A 22,839-nucleotide genomic window follows, 5' to 3' on the forward strand; every position below is an offset into this window, starting at 1 on the left:
TGAGTCGCAGTGGTGTGGGGGTGGAGGGGTTGGTGGCCGAGTTGGTGGCCGCCGGTGCTGAGGATGTGTCGTTCGTGTCGTGTGATGTGGCGGATCGTGAGGGTATGGCGGAGGTGCTGGCGGGGGTGCCGGAGGAGTATCCGTTGCGGGGGGTGGTGCATGCGGCGGGTGTGCTTGATGACGGTGTGCTGGTGGGGTTGTCGGGTGAGCGGTTGGCTGGGGTGTTGCGTCCCAAGGTGGATGGGGCGTTGGTGCTGGATGAGCTGACGCGTGGGCTGGATCTGTCGGCGTTCGTGGTGTTCTCGTCGATCGCTGGTGTGGTGGGTACGGCGGGGCAGGCCGCTTATGCGGCGGCCAATGCGTTCATGGACGCGTTGGTGGCGGTGCGGCGTTCGGAGGGGCTTGTGGGGACGTCGTTGGCGTGGGGTCTGTGGGCTGCTGGGGGTGGTATGGGTGGCGGCTTGGGGGAGCGGGATCTGGAGCGTGTGTCGCGGATGGGGATTGTTCCCATGCCGGATGCGGAGGCTTTGGGTCTGTTCGACGCGGCGATGGGGCTGGGCCGGGCGTGTGTGGTGCCGGCGCGTTTGGACATGGCCGCGCTGCGGGAGCGTGCCGCACAGGACGACCTGCCCGCCGTACTCCGCGGACTGGTGCGTACGCCCGTCCGCAAGCAGGTCGCAACCGCGACCCCGGCCGCAGCCGGCGCCGTCGGCCAGGATGCCGACTCGCGGTGGGGTGCCCGGCTGGCCGGGCTCGCCGGTGAACGGCGCAAGGCGGCGCTCAGGGAGCTGGTGAACGCCGAGGCCGCGCACGTACTGGGACACGCGTCGGCCGACACGATCGAGGCATCGCGGCCGTTCCAGGACATGGGCTTCGACTCGCTGATGGCGCTGGAGCTCAAGGAACGCATCCAGGACGAGACCGCGACGCGGATGCCCGCCACTCTGATCTTCGACTATCCGACACCGCAGGCCCTGGCCGACTACCTGCTGCGGGAGGTCCTCGGTGCCGGAACCGAGGCCGGTGACGCCGCGACCGCCCCGGCCGCGACCGACGTCGTGGCCGCCGCCCTCGATGAGCCGGTGGCCATCGTGGGCATGGCCTGCCGCTACCCGGGCGGTGTGACCTCGCCCGAAGACCTGTGGCGGCTGGTGGCCGAGGGCGGGGACGCTATCACCGAGTTCCCCTCGGACCGCGGCTGGGACGTGGACGGGCTCTACGACCCGGACCCGGAGAGTGTGGGGAAGTCCTACAGCAGGCACGGCGGTTTCCTGCACGACGCGGCGGACTTCGACGCGGACTTCTTCGGGATCAGCCCGCGCGAGGCGACTGCCACGGATCCGCAGCAGCGGCTGCTGCTGGAGACCGCGTGGGAGGCGCTGGAGCGCACGGGCCTGGACCCGGAGAAACTGCGGGGCAGCCGCACGGGCGTGTTCGCGGGGCTCATGTACCACGACTACGGGGCGTGGGCACCGGCCGCCGAGGGCTTCGAGGGAATGCTGTCGACCGGCAGCGCGGGCAGCGTGGCCTCCGGACGGGTCTCGTACACCTTCGGGTTCGAGGGGCCGGCGGTGACGGTGGATACGGCGTGCTCGTCGTCGCTGGTGGCGTTGCATCTGGCGGCGCAGGCGCTGCGGAACGGTGAGTGCGATCTGGCGCTGGCCGGTGGTGTCACGGTGATGGCGACTCCGCAGACGTTCGTGGAGTTCTCGCGTCAGCGGGGTCTGGCGGCGGACGGCCGGTGCAAGTCGTTCTCGGATGACGCGGATGGTACGGGGTGGTCCGAGGGTGTGGGGCTGCTGGTGGTGGAGCGGTTGTCGGACGCGCGGCGCAACGGTCACCAGGTGTTGGCGGTGGTGCGGGGTTCGGCGGTGAACCAGGATGGTGCGTCGAATGGTCTGACGGCGCCGAATGGTCCGTCGCAGCAGCGGGTGATCCGGCAGGCGCTGGCCAGTGGGCGGCTGGGTCCCGGTGATGTGGATGTGGTGGAGGCGCATGGTACGGGTACGACGTTGGGTGATCCGATCGAGGCGCAGGCGCTGCTGGCGACGTACGGTCAGGGCCGGCCGGAGGACCGGCCGTTGTGGCTGGGTTCGGTGAAGTCGAATATCGGGCATGCGCAGGCGGCGGCTGGGGTCGCCGGCATCATCAAGATGGTGATGGCGATGCGCCACGGCAGGATGCCGCGCACGTTGCATGTGGGGGAGCCGTCGCGGCATGTGGACTGGTCGGCGGGTGCGGTGAGTCTGCTGACGGAGGAGCGGGCGTGGCCGGAGGTGGACCGGCCGCGCCGGGCGGCGGTGTCGTCGTTCGGTATCAGCGGCACCAATGCACATGTGGTGCTGGAGCAGGCTCCCGCGGAGGTCCGGCCCGCGCTGGAGCCTGTCGGGGATGGTTTGGTGCCGTGGGTGGTGTCGGCGAAGTCGGTGTCGGCGTTGGGGGAGCAGGCGGGGCGGCTGGTGGACGTGGCGTCGGGTCTGCGGCCGGTGGATGTGGGTTTCTCGCTGGCCACGGGCAGGGCGTCGTTTGAGCATCGTGTGGTGGTGCTGGGCCGGGACCGGGAGAGGTTGGTGGAGGGCTTGGTGGCGGTGGCCGGGGAGCGGTCGGCTGCGGGTGTGGTCCGGGGGACGGGTGTGTCCGGTGGTCCGGTGTTTGTGTTCTCGGGTGAGGGTGCGCAGTGGGTGGGTATGGCCCGGGGTTTGCTGGAGGGTTCGCCGGTGTTCGCGGGTCGGATGGCGGAGTGTGCGGTGGCTTTGGAGCCGTATGTGGACTGGTCGTTGTTGGCGGTGGTGCGGGGTGAGGAGGGTGCTCCGTGTCTGGATCGGGTGGATGTGGGTCAGCCGGTGTTGTTTGCGGTGATGGTGTCGTTGGCGGCGGTGTGGGAGTCCTATGGGGTGCGTCCGTCGGCTGTGGTGGGGCATTCGCGGGGTGAGATCGCGGCGGCGTGTGTGGCCGGTGCGCTGTCTCTGTCCGACGCGGCCGGGCTGATCGCGGCGCGGGGCCGGTTGCTGGTGGGGGCGCGGGGTGCGGGCGCGATGGTGTCGGTGGCGTTGTCGGCGGAGCGGGTGGGGGAGCGGTTGTCGGGTGGGTTGGAGATCGCGGCGGTGAACGGGCCCGCGTCCGTGGTGGTCGCGGGAGACCCGGCGGAGGTGGCCGGGTTCGCCGAGGCGTGTGAGCGGGACGGTATCCGTGTCCGGCAGGTCAGTGACGCGTTCGCTTTCCACACCAGCCAGATGGATGCCATTGGTGAGGAACTGGCGGCGGCGGTCGCTGGGTTGTCTCCGCGTGCGTCCGAGGTGCCGTTGTATTCGACGGTGACCGGCGAGTTGCTGGACACGGCCACGATGGACGCCGACTACTGGCGGCGGAATCTTCGGGAGCCGGTGCGTTTCGAGGCCGCTGTTCGGGCGTTGCTGGACGGGGGCCACGGGCTGTTCATCGAGGTCAGTCCGCATCCGGTGCTGACCGGCGCGGTGGAGCAGACCGCCGAACAGCAAGAGACTTCCGCCGTGGCTTTGGGCACGCTGCGGCGGGGTGAGGACGATCAGGAGCGGTTGCTGGCGAGTCTGGCGCAGGCGTACGTGCACGGCGCGGATGTCGACTGGTCCGTGTGGTTCGAGGGCACCGGTGCGCGTCACGTGGAGTTGCCCACGTACGCCTTCCAGCACAAGCGGTACTGGCTGGAGGCCTCCACACAGGCCGCGGATGTCGTGTCCGCAGGTCTGGGCACGGCCAGGCACTCCCTGCTGGGTGCGGCGGTCAGCGTGGCCGAGGCGGACGCCGCGGTCGTCCTCACCGGGCGGCTGTCGCCGCACACACACGCGTGGCTGGCCGACCACACCATCGGCGAGTCGGTTCTGCTGCCGGGTACGGCCTTCGTGGAGCTGGCGCTGCGCGCCGGTGACGAGGTCGGCTGCGACGCGGTGGAGGAGCTGGCGCTGTACGCCCCGCTGGTGTTCCCGGCGGCTGGGGCGGTCCAGGTGCAGGTGGTGGTCGGGGAGATGGCCGATGGGCGGCGGCCCGTCGGCGTCTACTCCCGGGTCGAAAACGAGCAGTCGCCCGCCGAGTGGGTGCAGCACGCCGGCGGTACCTTGGTCGCCGGTGACCGTACCGAGCCGGACTTCGAACTGACGCAGTGGCCGCCCGCGGGTGCGGAGGCGGTGTCGCTGGAAGGTTTCTACGAGGAGCTGGCCGGGCGGGGTTATGGCTACGGGCCGGTCTTCCGGGGTCTGGAGTCGGTGTGGCGGGCGGGCGGCGACCTGTTCGCCGAGGTGGTCCTGCCGGCCGAGGCCGATGGTTTTGGTGTGCATCCGGCGCTGCTGGACGCGGCGCTGCACGCGTCGCTGCTCGATTGCGACGAGCTGCGGGTGCCGTTCACATGGGCCGGGGTGCGGCTGCACGCGGTCGCCGCCTCGACGCTGCGCGTACGTCTTTCGTCCGGTGACGAGGGTGCGCTGCGTTTGGTCGCCGCCGACGCCGACGGCCTGCCGGTCATCTCGGTGGACGAGCTGCGTACCCAGCCCATGTCGCCAGAGGCGCTGTCCGCCGCGGCCACCCTCGGCGACGACTCGCTGTTCGAGGTGCGGTGGGTGTCGGTGCCGGTGGGTTCGGTGGTGCCGGTCGAGTCGGTGGTGCTGGGGGTGGACTGCGCTGACGTTGCGGGGCTGGCCGGGCGTGGTGAGGTTCCGGGTGTGGTGGTGTCGGTGGTGGAGCCTGGTGGTGTGGCGGGTGCTGAGGTGGTTGGTGTGCTGGAGGTGGTGCGGGGGTTCTTGGCTGAGCCGGGGTTGGCTGGTGCGCGGTTGGTGGTGGTGACGCGTGGTGGGATGGCGGAGGTGCCGGATCCGGCGACGGCCGCGGTGTGGGGTCTGGTGCGGTCCGCGCAGGCGGAGTACCCGGGGCGTGTGGTGCTGGTGGACGTGGAGGGCGACTTTGCCGTCGGCTCGTTGAGGGGTGCGGTGTCGGTGGCGTTGGGGTGTGGCGAGCCGCAGGTGGCGGTGCGGGGTGAGGGTGCGTTGGTGCCCCGTCTGCTGCGGCTGGGTGGGGTGTCGGGTGCGGCGGGTGTGGCCGGGCCGGTGTGGGATGCGGTGGGGACGGTGTTGGTGACGGGTGCCAGTGGTGCGTTGGCTGGTGTGGTGGCGCGGCATTTGGTGGTGGAGCAGGGGGTGCGGCGTTTGGTGTTGGTGAGCCGCAGTGATACCGGGGCGGAGGGGCTGGTGGCCGAGTTGGTGGCCGCCGGTGCTGAGGATGTGTCGTTCGTGTCGTGTGATGTGGCGGATCGTGAGGGTATGGCGGAGGTGCTGGCGGGGGTGCCGGAGGAGTATCCGTTGCGGGGAGTGGTGCATGCGGCGGGTGTGCTTGATGACGGTGTGCTGGTGGGGTTGTCGGGTGAGCGGTTGGCCGGGGTGTTGCGTCCCAAGGTGGATGGGGCGTTGGTGCTGGATGAGCTGACGCGTGGGCTGGATCTGTCGGCGTTCGTGGTGTTCTCGTCGATCGCTGGTGTGGTGGGTACGGCGGGGCAGGCCGCTTATGCGGCGGCCAATGCGTTCATGGACGCGTTGGTGGCGGTGCGGCGTTCGGAGGGGCTTGTGGGGACGTCGTTGGCGTGGGGTCTGTGGGCTGCTGGGGGTGGTATGGGTGGCGGCTTGGGGGAGCGGGATCTGGAGCGTGTGTCGCGGATGGGGATTGTTCCCATGCCGGATGCGGAGGCTTTGGGTCTGTTCGACGCGGCGATGGAGCTGGGCCGGGCGTGTGTGGTGCCGGCGCGTTTGGACATGGCCGCGCTGCGGGAGCGTGCCGCACAGGACGACCTGCCCGCCGTACTCCGCGGACTGGTGCGGGCCACTCGGCGTACGGCCGCACGGGGCCAGGAGTCGTCCGTCCTCGTACAGCGGCTGCTGGCCATGCCCGAGTCCGACCGCGAGCGCTTCCTCGTCGACCTGGTCGGCGCTGAGGTGGCGGTGGTGCTGGGGCACGCGTCGCCCGGCACGATCGACACCTCACGCGCGTTCCAGGCGATGGGCTTCGACTCGCTCACCGCGCTGGAGTTGCGCCAGCGGTTGCAGAACGCGACCGGGGTGCGGATGCCCGCCACCCTCGTCTTCGACTACCCGACGCCGCAGGCGCTGGCCGACTACCTGCTGCGGGACGTCCTCGGCACCGAGGCCGCCACCGCGTCGGCCGCTGCCGCGCCGGTCGCCACGGTCGATGAGCCGGTGGCGATCGTGGGTATGGCGTGCCGGTATCCGGGTGGTGTGGCCTCGCCGGAGGATCTGTGGCGGCTGGTGGTCGAGGGCCGGGACGCGATCACCGAGTTTCCCTCGGACCGTGGCTGGGATGTGGAGGGGCTCTATGACCCGGACCCGGAGAGTGTGGGGAAGTCCTACAGCAGGCATGGCGGTTTCCTGCACGACGCGGCGGAGTTCGACGCGGCGTTCTTCGGGATCAGCCCGCGTGAGGCGACCGCCACGGATCCGCAGCAGCGGTTGCTGCTGGAGACCGCGTGGGAGGCGCTGGAGCGCACGGGCCTGGACCCGGAGAAACTGCGAGGCAGCCGCACGGGCGTGTTCGCCGGAGTGATGTACGGCGACTACGCCGCGCGGCTGGACCGCGCGCCCGAGGGCTTGGAGGGAATGCTGTCGACCGGCAGCGCGGGCAGTGTGGCCTCGGGGCGGGTGGCGTACACCTTCGGGTTCGAGGGGCCGGCGGTGACGGTGGACACGGCGTGCTCCTCGTCCCTGGTGGCCCTGCACCTGGCCGCCCAGGCGCTGCGCAACGGTGAGTGTGATCTGGCGCTGGCGGGCGGGGCGACGGTGATGGCGACTCCGCAGACGTTCGTGGAGTTCTCGCGTCAGCGGGGTCTGGCGGCGGATGGCCGGTGCAAGTCGTTCTCGGATGACGCGGATGGTACGGGGTGGTCCGAGGGTGTGGGTCTGCTGGTGGTGGAGCGGTTGTCGGATGCGCGGCGCAACGGCCACCAGGTGCTCGCGGTGGTGCGCGGCAGTGCGGTCAACCAGGACGGCGCGTCGAATGGTCTGACGGCGCCGAACGGTCCGTCGCAGCAGCGGGTGATCCGGCAGGCGCTGGCCGGCGCCCGGTTGTCCCCGGCCGAGGTGGACCTGGTAGAGGCGCACGGCACGGGGACGACGTTGGGTGACCCGATCGAGGCGCAGGCGCTGCTGGCGACGTACGGTCAGGACCGGCCCGAGGACCGGCCGCTGTGGCTGGGCTCGGTCAAGTCGAACATCGGGCACACCCAGGCCGCCGCCGGTGTTGCCGGCATCATCAAGATGGTGATGGCGATGCGCCACGGCATGATGCCGCGCACGCTGCACGTGGGGGAGCCGTCGCACCACGTGGACTGGTCGGCGGGCGCGGTGAGCCTGCTGACGGAGGAGCGGGCCTGGCCCGAGGCGGACCGGCCGCGCCGGGCGGCGGTGTCGTCGTTCGGTATCAGCGGCACCAACGCCCACGTCGTGCTGGAGCAGGGCCCGGCCGAGAACGCGGCCGAGCCGGTGGAGCCGACCGGTGACGTCCTGGTGCCATGGGTGGTATCGGCGAAGACCGAGTCGGGCCTCATGGGACAGGCGCGGCGGCTGGCGGACGTGGCGCCGGGTCCGCGGCCGGTGGATGTGGGCTTCTCGCTGGCCACGGGCAGGGCGTCGTTCGAGCATCGCGCGGTCGTGGTCGGGCGGGATCGCGACGCGTTGCTCGCCGGAGTGGAGTCCGTCGCCCACGACACGGCGGCACCTGGTGTGATCCGGGCCGTGGCGGAGGCTGGCAAGAGTCCGGTGTTTGTGTTCTCGGGTGAGGGTGCGCAGTGGGTGGGTATGGCCCGGGGTTTGCTGGAGGGTTCGCCGGTGTTCGCGGGTCGGATGGCGGAGTGTGCGGCGGCTTTGGAGCCGTATGTGGACTGGTCGTTGTTGGCGGTGGTGCGGGGTGAGGAGGGTGCCCCGTCGCCGGACCGGGTGGATGTGGGTCAGCCGGTGCTGTTTGCGGTGATGGTGTCGTTGGCGGCGGTGTGGGAGTCCTATGGGGTGCGTCCGTCGGCTGTGGTGGGGCATTCGCGGGGTGAGATCGCGGCGGCGTGTGTGGCTGGTGCGCTGTCGCTGTCCGACGCGGCCGGGCTGATCGCGGCGCGGGGCCGGTTGCTGGTGGGTGCGCGGGGTGCGGGGGCGATGGTGTCGGTGGCGTTGTCGGCGGAGCGGGTGGGGGAGCGGTTGTCGGGTGGGTTGGAGATCGCGGCGGTGAACGGGCCCGGGTCGGTGGTGGTCGGGGGGGACCCGGCGGAGGTGGCCGGGTTCGCCGAGGCGTGTGAGCGGGACGGTATCCGTGTCCGGCAGGTCAGTGACGCGTTCGCTTTCCACACCAGCCAGATGGATGCCGTTGGTGAGGAGTTGGCGGCGGCGGTTGCTGGGTTGTCTCCGCGTGTGTCGGAGGTGCCGTTGTATTCGACGGTGACCGGCGAGTTGCTGGACACCGTCACGATGGACGCCGACTACTGGCGGCGGAATCTTCGGGAGCCGGTGCGTTTCGAGGCCGCGGTTCGGGCGTTGCTGGACGCGGGCCACGGGCTGTTCATCGAGGTCAGTCCGCATCCGGTACTGACCGGCGCGGTGGAGCAGACCGCCGAGGCCGTGGACGCGCCCGTGGTTGCCCTGGGAACGCTGCGCCGGGACCAGGACGATCAGGAGCGGTTGCTGACGAGCCTGGCGCAGGCGTATGTGTACGGCGCGGATGTCGACTGGTCCGTGTGGTTCGAGGGCACGGGTGCGCGGCGGGTCGAGCTGCCCACGTACGCCTTCGAGCACCAGCGGTACTGGCTTGACGCGGGTCGCGGGACGGCCGATGCGGCCGGGCTGGGGCTGGAGTCGGCCGGTCATCCGCTGCTCGGCGCGGTGGTGGTGCCGGCGTCGCAGGACGGTGTGGTGCTGACCGGGCGGTTGTCGTCGCACACGCATCCGTGGCTGGCGGATCATGTGATCGGTGGGTCGGTTCTGCTGCCGGGTACGGCCTTCGTGGAGTTGGCGTTGCGCGCCGGTGACGAGGTCGGCTGCGGGCTGTTGGAGGAACTGACCCTGGAGCAGCCGCTGGTGCTGTCCGGGGACCGCTCGGTGGCGGTGCAGGTGACCGTGGAGGCGCCGGACGAGACCGGGCGCCGTACCGTCGTCGTCCACTCCCGCCCCCAGGGCGGAGACGGCACATGGGACCGGAACGCGACCGGCGTTCTGGCCGCGGCCGCCGCGCCATCGGCCGAGGCCCTGGAGGTGTGGCCACCTGCCGACGCGCAGCCGGTGCCGGTGGACGGGCTCTACGAGCGGCTGGCCGACCGGGGTTACGGCTACGGGCCGGCGTTCCAGGGCCTCACGGCGGCCTGGCAGCAGGGGAACGAGGTGTTCGCCGAGCTCGCCCTGCCGGACGGCGCGGAGGGCTTCGGTATCCACCCGGCGCTGCTGGACGCCGCTCTGCACGCCTTGCTGCTCGAGACCGCGAACACCGCCGACGACGAGAACGGCGAGAACCCCGGGCTGCGGGTGCCGTTCGCGTGGACCGGGGTACGGCTGCACGCGGTCGGCGCCTCCGCGCTGCGTGTGCGCCTGTCGCGGGAAGCCGGTGACACGGTGCGTCTGGTGGCGTACGACACCACCGGTCTGCCTGTCGTGTCGGTGGACGTGCTGCGGCTGCAACCCATCTCCACGGAGCGGCTGGCTCCTGCGGTCCCCGCGCGCGACGACGCGTTGTTCGAGCTGCGGTGGACGCCGGTGCCGGCACCGCAGGTGGCCGCGACGGACATCGTGACGCTGGACACCGACTGCGCCGGCCTCGCCGAGCTGATCGACAGCGGCGTACGGCCCGACGGCGTGGTGGTCGCCCCGGTCGAGCCCGGTGGTGAGGTGCACGCGCGCCTCGGCGCGGTGCTGCGGCTGATCCAGCAATGGGCGGACGCGCCGGCCCTCGCCGACTCGCGCCTCCTCGTGGTCACCCGCGGCTCGATCGCCGAGGAGCCCGATCCGGTGACGGCGGCGGTGTGGGGTCTGGTGCGTTCGGCGCAGGCGGAGCACCCTGGCCGGCTGCTGATCGTGGATGTGGACGCGGATGTGGACGCGGGTGGCGTGGCGGATGTTGTGCCCGCGGTGGTGGGGTGTGGTGAGCCGCAGGTGGCGGTGCGTGGGGACCGGTTCCTCGTGCCGCGTCTGGTGCGGTCCGCCGCGTCTGGTCTGGTGCCGCCTGTGGGTGTGCCGTGGCGTTTGGAGGTGGGTGCGCGCGGGACGCTGGAGAGTCTGGCGCTGGTGCCTGCTCCGTATGTGGCGGAGGAGTTGGCGCCCGGGGATGTGCGGGTGGCGATGCGTGCGGGCGGTGTGAACTTCCGTGATGTTCTCAATGCGTTGGGCATGTATCCGGGGGATGCGGGTGCGCTGGGTAACGAGGGTGCGGGTGTGGTGCTGGCTGTCGGTTCGAACGTGGTGGGGGTGGGTGTCGGGGACCGGGTGATGGGTCTGTTCCCGCGTGGTGGGCTGGGTCCGGTGGCGGTGACTGATCATCGTCTTGTGGTGCGGGTTCCGCGGGGGTGGTCGTTCGCGGAGGCGGCGGCGGTGCCGACGGTGTTCTTGACCGCGGTGTACGGGCTGGTGGATCTGGCTGGTCTGCGGGCGGGTGAGTCGGTGCTGGTTCATGCGGGTGCTGGTGGTGTGGGTATGGCGGCGGTGCAGCTGGCGCGGTATTTGGGGGCGGAGGTGTATGCCACGGCGAGTCCTGGTAAGTGGGATGTGTTGCGGGGGTTGGGTCTGGATGATGCGCATATTGCGTCGTCGCGGACGTTGGAGTTCGCTGAGAAGTTTCCCGTGGGTATCGATGTGGTGCTCAATTCCCTGGCGGGGGAGTTCGTGGACGCGTCGGTGGGGTTGCTGGCCGAGGGTGGCCGGTTCGTGGAGATGGGCAAGACCGATATCCGCGACGCGGCGACCATGCCGGTGTCGTACCAGGCCTTCGACCTGTTCGACGCCGGGAACGACCACATCCACGACATGTTCGCCCAGCTGGTGGAGTGGTTCGACCGGGGTGAGCTGGGCCGGTTGCCGGTACGGGCGTGGGATGTCCGGGAGGCCGCGGAGGCGTTCCGGTTCATCAGCCAGGCGCGGCACGTCGGCAAGGTGGTGCTGACGATCCCGCGGGAGCTGGACTCGCGGGGTACCGTTCTGGTCACCGGGGCGAGTGGCACCCTGGGCGGGCTGGTGGCCGAGCGGCTGGTCACCGGGCACGGCGTCCGGCACCTGCTGCTGGTCAGTCGGCGCGGCGTGGATGCGGCCGTTGTCGGGAGGCTGACGGAGCTGGGCGCGACGGTGCGGGTGGCGGCCTGCGACGTGGCCGACCGTGACGCGCTGGCGGAGGTGCTGGCGGAGGTCCCGGCCGCGCATCCGCTCACCGGCGTGGTCCACACGGCCGGTGTGCTCGACGACGGTGTCGTCGGCTCGCTGACGCAGGAGCGGCTGGACACGGTGCTGCGCCCGAAGGCGGACGCGGTCGTCAACCTGCACGAGCTGACGGCGGACGCGGACCTCGCCGCCTTCGTCCTGTTCTCTTCCGCCGCCGGTACCTTCAACACGCCGGGCCAGGCCAACTACGCGGCGGCCAACGCCTACCTCGACGCCTTCGCCACCCAGCGCCACGCCGCCGGTCTTCCCGCCGTGTCGCTGGCGTGGGGCCTGTGGGCGCAGAGCAGCGCGATGACCGGTGACCTGGACGCCACCGACCGCGACCGGATGGCCCGTACGGGCGTCCTGCCGATCGAGACCGAACACGGTCTGGACCTGTTCGGCATCGCGCTGGGCGCCCAGAGGCCCGTCCTCGTGCCCGTCCGGCTGGACCTCGGCGCGATCGGCGGCCACCAGGAAGTGCCCGCGCTCCTGCGGCAGCTGGCCCGCACGGCGCCGCGGCGCGCCACCCAGACGGCAGCCGGCCGGCAGCCCCTGCTCGAACGGCTCGCCGCCGCCACCGGGACCGAGCGGCACCACATCCTGCTCCGGCTCGTCCAGACCGAGGTCGCCGCGGTCCTCGGCCACGCCACCCCGGCGGACATCCCCGCCGACCGGGCCTTCCGGGAGCTGGGCTTCGACTCGCTCACCGGCGTCGAGCTGCGCAACCGGCTCAACGCCGCCAGTGGCCTGCGGCTGCCCGCCACGCTGGTCTTCGACTACCCCACGCCGACCACGCTGGTGAGCCACCTGCAGGCCGAACTCGTCGGGGACGAGATGGGGGACGAGACGGCCCAGGCGGCCGGGACGGCCGTACGGGACCTGGCCCCCGCCCCGACCGCCGCCGACGACGACGCGATCGCGATCGTGGGCATGGCCTGCCGCTTCCCGGGCGGGGTGGCCGGCCCCGAAGAGCTGTGGCACCTGGTGTCCGGCGGCGGGGACGCGATCGGCGGGTACCCCACGGACCGCGGCTGGGACCTGGAGAGCCTGTACGACCCGGACCCCGACCACTACGGCACCGCCTACGCGCGCGGCGGCGGGTTCCTGGCCGACGTGAGCGGGTTCGACGCCGACTTCTTCGGCATCAGCCCGCGTGAGGCCACCGCGATGGACCCGCAGCAGCGGCTGCTGCTGGAGACCTCCTGGGAGGCCCTGGAGAGCGCGGGCATCGACCCCACCTCCCTGCGCGGCAGCGGTGTCGGCGTGTTCGTCGGTGCCATCGCCCAGGAGTACGGGCCGCGCCTGGCCGAGAGCTCCGACGGGCTCGACGGGCACCTGCTGACCGGCACCACGACCAGCGTCGCCTCCGGCCGTATCGCCTACACCCTCGGCCTCGAAGGCCCGGCGGTCACGGTGGACACGGCGTGCTCCTCGTCACTGGTCGCGCTGCACCTGGCGGTGCAGGCGCTGCGCAACGGCGAGTGCTCGATGGCGCTCACCGGCGGTGTCACCGTTTTCTCCTCGCCCAGCTTCTTCGTGGACTTCTCCCGGCAGCGCGGGCTCGCGGCCGACGGCCGCTCCAAGCCGTTCTCGGACGCCGCCGACGGCATGGGCGGCGCCGAGGGCGTGGGCCTGCTGGTCGTGGAACGGCTCTCGGAGGCGCGGCGCAACGGCCACACCGTGCTCGCGGTGGTCCGCGGAAGCGCCGTCAACCAGGACGGTGCCTCCAACGGCCTGACGGCGCCCAACGGACCGTCCCAGCAACGTGTGATCCGCAAGGCGCTGGCCAACGCCCGGCTGAGCCCCGCCGACATCGACGTGGTGGAGGCGCACGGCACGGGCACGAAGCTCGGCGACCCGATCGAGGCGCAGGCGCTGATGGCCACGTACGGCCAGGAGCGCCCCGAGGGTGCACCGCTGTGGCTGGGCTCGGTCAAGTCCAACATCGGGCACACCCAGGCCGCCGCCGGTGTCGCCGGCGTCATCAAGATGGTGCTGGCCATGCGGCACGGCGCCATGCCGCGCACCCTGCACGTCGACGAGCCGTCCCAGCACATCGACTGGTCGGCCGGCACGGTGAGCCTGCTGACCGAGGAGCAGCCGTGGCCGGAGGCCGGACATCCGCGCCGGGCCGCGGTGTCGTCGTTCGGCATCAGCGGCACCAACGCCCACGTCATCCTCGAACAGGGCCCTGCCGACGACCGCCCCGTGCGGGAGCCGAGCGCTGACCCGCGGCATCAGGGTGAGGTCCTGGTGCCGTGGGTGGTGTCGGCGCGGACCCCGGCCGCGCTCGCGGAGCAGGCGCGGCGGCTGGCCGGAGCGGTGGCCACCGGCGACGCGCGCCCCGTGGACGTGGGCCGCTCCCTGGCCACCGGCCGGGCGGCCCTGGAGCACCGGGCGGTCGTCCTCGGCCGGGACCGGGACGAACTGCTGCGCCGCCTGGCCGCGTTCGCCACGGGCCAGCCGGACGACGGCGTGCTGACCGGTACGGCCGACGCGCTCGGCGCCGCGAAGACGGCGGTGCTCTTCACCGGCCAGGGCAGCCAGCGGATCGGCATGGGCCGGGAGCTGTACGCCGCCCATCCCGTCTTCGCCGCCGCCTTCGACGAGGTGTGCCACCACCTCGACCGGCATCTGGACGAGTCCGTCGCCGAGGTGCTGGAGAACGAGGAGACGCTCGGTCAGACGCGCTACGCGCAGCCGGCGCTGTTCGCCGTGGAGGTCGCGCTGTACCGCCTCCTCCAGCACCACGGCCTGACCCCCGACTACCTCGCCGGGCACTCCCTCGGCGAACTCGTCGCCGCCCACGTCGGCGGGGTGCTGAACCTGGCGGACGCCGCCGTGCTGGTCACCGCGCGCGGCCGCCTCATGCAGGCGGTGGCGGCCGACGGCGCCATGACGTCGGTCCAGGCGACCGAGGACGAGGTCCGCCGGGCCATCGACGGTCTCGCGGACCGCGTGGACATCGCGGCGGTCAACGGCCCCGACGCCGTGGTGGTCTCGGGCGACATGGCCACCGTGGACGCGGTTGCCGAGCGGTTCGCCGCGCAGGGCCGCAGGACCCGGCGGCTCGGTGTCGGGCACGCCTTCCACTCACCGCACATGGACGCCGTCGTCGGCGCGTTCCGCGACATCGCGGCGACCTTGACCTACCACCGCCCGGCCGTCCCGATCGTCTCCAACGTGACCGGCCGGCTCGCCACCGACGAGCAGCTGACCTCGCCGGACTACTGGGCCGGGCACATCCGCCACGCGGTGCGGTTCGCCGACGGCGTCGCCTGGCTGGCCGGGCAAGGCTGCGGCACGTACGTCGAGGCCGGGCCCGACGCCACGCTGACCGCGCTCGTCGGCGGCGTCCTCGCCGACCGGCCCCACCTCGCCGTCAGCGCGCAGCGCCGCCGGTCCGGCGAGTACGAGTCCCTGCTCACCGCCCTGGCCGCCCTGTACGTCCACGGCACGGCCATCACCTGGGACGGGCTGTTCCCCGACGCGGACCGTGTCGACCTGCCCACCTACCCGTTCGAGCACCGGCGCTACTGGCGCGCGGCGGGCGCGCGGGCGGGTGACGCCACGAGCCTGGGCCAGGACACCACCGCGCACGCCATCCTGAACGCGGTCGTGGAGCTGCCCGACGGCGGACACCTCGCCACCGGCCGCGTCTCCGTGTCCACCCACCCGTGGCTGGACGACCACCGCATCGACGGCACGGTCGTGCTGTCCGGGACCACCTTCGTGGACCTGGCCCTGCACATCGGCGAGATGGTCGGGTGCCCGCACCTGAGCGACTTCACCCACCAGGAGTTCCTGGTCCTCGACGAGGCCGGAGCGCCGGGCACCGGCTCGGCGGAGGCGCGGGTCCAGGTAAGCGTGGGCGCCGCCGACGGCGACGGCCGGCGTACGGTGACCGTCCGCTCCCGGCCGCGCGACGCCGCGCCGGGAACGGACTGGACCGTGCACGGCAGCGGCACGCTCGGCCAGGAGCCGGCCACCGGGCACCGCCTGCCCGCCGCACCCGCGGGCCAGTGGCCGCCCGCCGGCGCCGAGCCGGTCGACACCGACGAGGTGTACCGGCTCCTCGAAGGGGTGGGCCTGGAGTACGGGCCGGTCTTCCACGGCCTGCGGCGCGCCTGGCGCGACGGCAGCACCCTCTACGGCGAGGCCGCGCTGCCCGAGCAGACCGACGCCGGCGCGTTCCGCGTCCACCCCGGCCTGCTCGACGCCGTCCTGCACCTGTTCGGAGCCCAGGGACTCGGGAACGCCGACGGGGCGCGGCTGCGCGTGCCGTTCTCCTGGAGCGGGGTCACCCTGCACGCCACCGGAGCCACTTCGGTGCGGGTCGCGCTCGAGGCGCGCACCCCCGAGACCCTCTCCCTGGAGCTCACGGACGACGACGGCGCACCCGTGGCGAGCGTCGCGGAGCTGGTCACCCGTCAGGCGAGCCCGGCACAGCAAGCGAGCCGCGGCGCCCGGCTGTACGAACTCACCTGGACCGCGCTCGCACCGGCTTCCCGCGCCCCGGAGCGTACGGACACCTGGGTGACGCTCGGGGACGCCACCTTGCCGGACGTCGCCCACTACGCGGACCTCGGCGCGCTGGTGTCCGCGCTCGGCGACGGCCTGCCCACGCCGGAAGTCGTCGTCGCGGGGTGCGACGGCGCGGAGGGCGAGGACGCCGCCACCGGCGCCCACGTCGCCCTCGCGGCCACGCTCGACACGCTCCAGACCTTCCTCGCGCTCGACGAACTGGCGGACACGCGGCTCGTCCTCACCACTACCGGCGCCGTGTCCGTGGCCGGAGAGGACGTCACCGACCTGGCGGCCGCCGCGTTGTGGGGCATGGCGCGCGTCGCCCAGACCGAGCACCCCGACCGCGTGACGATCGTCGACGGCGGGGCGGACGCGGCCCTGTCGGCGGCGATCGGCAGCGGCGAGCCCCAGCTCGCGGTCCGCGACGGGCTGTCGTACGTGCCCCGGGTCACCGCCGCCGCGGCGGCGCCGGACCGGGCGCCGACCTTCGCCGCCGACGGCGCGGTCCTCGTCACCGGCGGCACCGGCGTCCTGGGCGGGATCCTCGCCCGCCACCTGGTGACCTCGCACGGCGTACGGCACCTGGTGCTGCTCAGCAGGCAGGGCCCGCACGCCTCCGGGGCCGCGTCCCTGGTTCGGGAGCTCGCCGAACTGGGGGCCCACGCCGACATCGTGGCGTGTGACGCCGCCGACCGCGACGACCTCGCCGCGGTGCTGAAGCGGTACCCCGTCACCGCCGTGGTGCACGCCGCCGGTGTACTGGCGGACGCGACCCTGGCCAACCTCGGCCCGGCCGAACTCGGCGCCGTGCTGCGGCCCAAGGCCGACGCCGCCTGGCACCTGCACGAGCTGACCGCGGACCGCGACCTGGACGCGTTCGTGCTGTTCTCGTCGCTCGCGGGCACGGTGGGCAACGCGGGGCAGGCCAACTACGCGGCCGCCAACGCCTTCCTGGACGGGCTCGCCCAGCACCGGCGGGCGCACGGGCTGACCGCCGTGAGCATGGCCTGGGGGCTGTGGCACAGCGGTATGGCCGACACCCTCACGGACGCCGAGCGCGACCGGCTGGTCCGTACCGGCCTGCCGCCGATCCCGACCGACCAGGCGCTGCGGCTCTTCGACAGCGCCCTGGCCGCGGGGCGGCCGACCACCGTCAACACGGTGGTCGACACGGCGGCGATGGACGTGACGAGGCCGGTGCCCCCGGTCCTGCGCGACCTGCTCAGGACGACTGCCCGGCGCGGCACGGGCGCGGCCGACACCCCCACCCGGGCCCTGCGGCAGCAGCTCGCCGGGCTGAGCCGGGAGGAGGCGCACGGCGTCCTGCTCGACCTGGTGCGTACCCACATCGCCGGGGCGCTCGGCTACGAGTCCATCGACGCGGTCGAGCTGCGGCGGGACTTCCAGAAGCTCGGGTTCGACTCGCTGACCGCCGTGGAGCTGCGCAACAAGCTCAACACGGCGACCGGGCTGCGGTTGCCCGCGACGCTGGTCTTCGACTACCCCAACCCGGCGGCGCTGGCCGACTTCCTCACCGGCCGGCTCCTCGACGCGGCCGAGGAGCCGAGGGCCGCGTCGGCCGCCGCCGCGCCGGTCGCCACGCTCGATGAGCCGGTGGCGATCGTGGGTATGGCGTGCCGGTATCCGGGTGGTGTGGCCTCGCCGGAGGATCTGTGGCGGCTGGTGGTCGAGGGCGGGGACGCGATTACCGAGTTTCCCTCGGACCGTGGCTGGGATGTGGAGGGGCTCTATGACCCGGACCCGGAGAGTGTGGGGAAGTCGTACAGCAGGCATGGCGGTTTTCTGCACGACGCGGCGGAGTTCGACGCGGCGTTCTTCGGGATCAGTCCGCGTGAGGCGACCGCCACGGATCCGCAGCAGCGGTTGCTGCTGGAGACCGCGTGGGAGGCGCTGGAGCGCACGGGCCTGGACCCGGAGAAACTGCGGGGCAGCCGCACGGGCGTGTTCGCGGGGCTGATGTACCACGACTACGGCGCGTGGACGCCGGGCGCCACGGAAGGTTTTGAGGGGATGCTGTCGACCGGCAGCGCGGGCAGCGTGGCCTCGGGACGGCTCTCGTACACCTTCGGGTTCGAGGGGCCGGCGGTGACGGTGGACACGGCGTGCTCCTCGTCGCTGGTGGCACTCCATCTGGCGGCGCAGGCGCTGCGGAACGGTGAGTGTGATCTGGCGCTGGCCGGTGGGGTCACGGTGATGGCGACTCCGCAGACGTTCGTGGAGTTCTCGCGTCAGCGGGGTCTGGCGGCGGACGGCCGGTGCAAGTCGTTCTCGGACGATGCGGATGGCACCGGCTGGTCCGAGGGTGTGGGTCTGCTGGTGGTGGAGCGGTTGTCGGACGCGCGGCGCAACGGCCACCAGGTGCTCGCGGTGGTGCGGGGTTCGGCGGTGAACCAGGATGGTGCGTCGAATGGTCTGACGGCGCCGAATGGTCCGTCGCAGCAGCGGGTGATCCGGCAGGCGCTGGCCGGCGCCCGGCTGACCGCCAAGGACGTGGACCTGGTCGAGGCGCATGGTACGGGTACGACGTTGGGTGATCCGATCGAGGCGCAGGCGCTGCTGGCGACGTACGGTCAGGACCGGCCGGACGACGCGCCGCTGTGGCTGGGTTCGGTGAAGTCGAACATCGGGCACACCCAGGCCGCGGCCGGTGTTGCCGGCATCATCAAGATGGTGATGGCGATGCGCCACGGCATGATGCCGCGCACGCTGCATGTGGGGGAGCCGTCGCGGCATGTGGATTGGTCGGCGGGTGCGGTGAGTCTGCTGACGGAGGAGCGGGCGTGGCCGGAGGTGGGTCGGCCGCGCCGGGCGGCGGTGTCGTCGTTCGGCATCAGCGGCACCAACGCGCACATCATCCTCGAACAGCCCGGGGAGCCGGCCCGGACCGTCCCGGCCGAGGACCTGCCGGCGGCCCCGGCCGCGCTGCCCTGGCCGGTGTCGGCCAAGTCGGCGGCGGCGCTGGACGCCGCGGTGGCCGCGGTGCGGGAGGCGGCCACCGGCCTGTCACCGGTGGACGTGGGCACCACGCTCGCCCGCCGCTCGGTTTTCGAGCACCGCGCGGTCGTACTCGACGACGTGGTGGTGCGGGGCGTCGCCGCCGCGGGCCGGGTGGGCCTGCTGTTCACCGGCCAGGGCAGCCAGCGCTGCGGCATGGGGGTCGGCCTCTACCGGACGTTCCCGGTGTTCAAGGCCGCGTTCGACGAGATCGCCGCCCTGACCGGCATGCCTCTGGTGGAGCTGGTCGTGGAGGGCGGGGACGAGGAGGCGCTCACGGCCACCGGGGTGGCGCAGGTGGCGCTGTTCGCGGTCGAGGTGGCGCTGTTCCGCCTGCTGGAGTCGGTGGGCGTGACGCCCCACGCGGTCTGCGGGCACTCCGTCGGCCAGATCGCCGCGGCCCACGCCGCCGGTGTTCTCTCGCTCCCCGACGCGTGCCGCCTGGTGGCGGCGCGAGGCCGGCTGATGCAGGCCCTGCCGGAAGGCGGCGCGATGCTGGCCGTGGAGCTGCCCGAGGACACCGTCGCGGAGGCCCTGACGGGGCTGACGGACCGGGTGTCCGTCGCGGCGGTGAACGCGCCCACGTCCGTGGTGGTCGCGGGAGACGAGGCTGCGGTGGCCGAGCTGGAGCGCGGCTGGCGCGCAGCGGCGGTACGGGTCAAGCGGCTGTCGGTCAGCCACGCGTTCCACTCGCCGCTGATGGACCCCATGCTCGACGACTTCGCCGCCGCCGTGGACGGGCTGACCTTCCACCCGCCCGCCCTGGCCGGGCTGCCGGAGGCGGTCACGGACCCCGCCTACTGGGTGCGGCACGTACGGGACACGGTCCGGTTCGCCGACATGGTGCGGTCGCTGAGCGACGAGGGGGTCACGCGCTGGGTGGAGGTGGGCCCCGACGCGGTGCTCGCCGCACTGGCCCAGCAGACCCTCGACGCGCCGGACGCCGACGGCCTGGACGGGCAGGTGTTCGTGCCGGTGCTGCGCGCCGGCCGCGACGACCTGGCCGCCTTCTCCACCGCCCTGGCCCATCTGCACGTCGCGGGCGTGACCGTGGCCTGGGGCGACCTGTTCGCCACCTGGGGAGGACGCCTGGTCGACCTGCCCCGTTACCCCTTCCAGCGGCAGCGGTACTGGCTGTCCCGGAGCGTCGGCCGGGCCGGGGACGTGTCCGCGGCCGGCCTGGCCGCCACCGAACACACCCTGCTCGGCGCGGTGGTCGAGCTGGCGGGGACCGGCGGCCGGCTGCTGACGGGACGGCTGTCGCCCACCACGCACCCGTGGCTGGCCGACCACAACGTCCTGGGCTCCGTTGTCCTGCCGGGCACCGCGCTGGTGGAGTTCGCCCTGCGCGCGGGCGCGGCCGTGGACTGCCCGACGCTCGCCGAGCTGACCATCGAGGCCCCGCTGCCGCTCGGTGACGGTGTCGACGTGCAGGTCAGGGTGGTCCCGGCCGAGGAGCCGGCCCGTGGCCACCGGGTGGACATCCACTCCCGGCCGGTGGGCGACGCGGGGGCGTGGGTACGCCACGCCACCGGGACCCTGACCGACGCGCCGGCGTCGGCGCCCGGGGAGATCGGCCTCGCCGAGCCGCCGTCGGGCGCGCAGCCCTCGGTGCCCGCCGACGAGCTGTACGTGCGGCTCGAAGCGGCGGGGCTGCACTACGGCCCGGCCTTCGCCGCCCTCCGTCAGGCGTGGCGGCTCGACGACGCCGTCCACGCCGAGGTCGCGCTGCCGGACGACCCGGATCTCGCCGTGGACCGGTTCGTCGTCCACCCCGCGCTGCTCGACGCCGCCCTGCACGCGATCGCGGCCGCGGAGGGCGGGGACCAGGACGCCGCCGGGGCGGCGCCGACGGCGCGCGTGCCCTTCGCGTGGTCCGGGGTGACGGTGCACCGGGCCGGCGCCCGTGAGCTGCGGGTCCGGCTCACGCGCCGGGACGCGGACACCTATGCGCTGACGGCCACCGACCCGGCCGGCGCCCCCGTGGTGTCGGTGGAGTCGCTGGCGCTGCGGACGGTGTCGCGCGAGCAGCTGGGCGCGGCGGGGACGGCGGGCTCGCTCTTCCGGGTGGACTGGATCGCCGCCGGGACCAGCGCCCCGGAGGGGACACCGGCGGTGCGGACGGTGTGCCCGGCGGGACCGGACGCGCACCTGGCCACCGCGTCGGCGCTGGAGGCGGTGCGCACGCACCTGGCCGACCCGGCCGGCGGAGTGCTGGCGGTGGTGACCCGGGGCGCGGTGACGGCCGGGCCGGACGGCGGCGGTACGGCGGTGGATCCGGCGATGGCCGCCGTATGGGGCCTGGTGGGGTCCGCGCAGAACGAGAACCCGGGCCGGATCGTGCTCGTCGACACGGACACGGACACGGACACCGGCACCGGTGACGCTGCCGGACTGGACGCCGTGGTGGCGACCGCCCTCGCGACGGGCGAGCCGCAGGTGGCGGTGCGCGGCGGCGCGGCGTGGGTGCCGCGGCTCGTACCCGCCGCACCCGGCCGCGACAGCCGGGCCGACGGCACCGGCACGCATGCCCGGTTCGGCACCGGCACGGTCCTGCTGACCGGGGCGACGGGCGCGCTCGGCAGCGCGCTGGCGCGGCACCTCGTCGCCACGTGGGGTGTGCGGTCGCTGCTGCTGGTCTCGCGCCGCGGCGAGAGCGCGCCGGGCGCGGCGGAGCTGGCCGCCGAACTCGGCGCGGCCGGGGCGCGGGTGGAGTTCGCGGCGGTCGACGTGGCCCACCGTGACGCGCTCGCCGCCGTCCTGGCCGGGCGCGACCTCTCGGCGGTGGTGCACGCCGCCGGTGTGCTCGACGACGGTGTGGTGACGGGGCTGACGCCGGAGCGGCTGGCGGGCGTCCTGGCGCCGAAGGCGGACGCGGCCCGGCACCTGCACGAGCTGACCGCGGACCAGGACCTGTCGGCGTTCGTGCTGTTCTCCTCGGTCGCCGGGGTGCTCGGCAACCCCGGCCAAGCGGCGTACGCGGCGGCCAACCGCTACCTCGACGCGCTGGCCGAGCACCGGCACGCCCGCGGCCTGCCCGCGACCTCGCTGGCCTGGGGCCTGTGGGACTCCGCCGGCGACCTGACACGGGGACTGGCCGACGCCGACCGCGCGCGCATGGGCCGCGACGGGGTGGAGGCACTGCCCGAGTCCGCGGGGCTGGCCCTCTTCGACGCGGCCGTCGGCGGACCCGACCCCGTACTCGTCCCCGTACGCATGAACCGGGCCGCGCTGCGCCGCCGGGCGGCCACCGAACCGGACCTGTTCCCCGCCGTCCTCCGCTCGCTCGTCCCGGCCGCACCGCGCGCCGCCGGGCGTACGGGCCACGGCGCCGCGACGGTGCTGTGGAAGGAGCAGCTGGCCCCCTTCGCCGAGGCCGAGCGTCGGCGCAGGCTGCGGGAGCTCGTCCGGTCGGAGATCGCCACCGTCCTGGGGCACCCGACCGTCGCGGGCATCGAGCCGCAGACCAGCTTCCAGGAGCTGGGCTTCGACTCGCTGATGGGCGTCGAGCTGCGCAACCGGCTGGGCAGGGCGTCCGGCCTGACGCTCCCGGCGACGGTGGTCTTCGACCACCCGAGCGCGTCGGCGCTCGCCGACGAGCTGTTCTCGCTGCTCTTCCCGGAGGGCGAGCAGGACGGCGCCCCGGCCGACGGCACGGACCCGTTCGACGAGGCGGCCTTCCGCCGCGCCCTGTCGGCACTGCCGCTGGACGCCCTGGAGAACGCCGGTCTCCTGGACGCGCTCCGCAAACTCACCGGCGAGGAACCGCCCGGCGACGGCGGGACGGCGGAGGCCGAGGAGGCCGAAGCGGATCAATTCGAGGACATGGACGTGGACGCACTGGTGCGGGTGGCACTGGGCGACGTCGAGGGAAGCGGGGAGTAGG

Annotated in this window: 1 protein-coding gene (running past one end of the window); it reads left to right on the forward strand. The window is 73.2% G+C overall.

What is annotated here, in order from left to right; genetic code table 11:
- A protein-coding gene (locus tag PS467_RS40800; RefSeq protein WP_311039560.1) for an SDR family NAD(P)-dependent oxidoreductase crosses the window boundary here: on the forward strand, positions 1-22,838 show its 3' portion. The gene continues 13,270 nt to the left of window position 1, outside the view; only the last 22,838 of its 36,108 coding nucleotides appear in the window; the start codon falls outside the window, past its left edge; its stop codon occupies positions 22,836-22,838.
- Position 22,839 lies beyond the last annotated feature (1 nt).

This window comes from Streptomyces luomodiensis (assembly GCF_031679605.1).
GTDB classification, from domain to species: Bacteria; Actinomycetota; Actinomycetes; order Streptomycetales; family Streptomycetaceae; genus Streptomyces; species Streptomyces luomodiensis.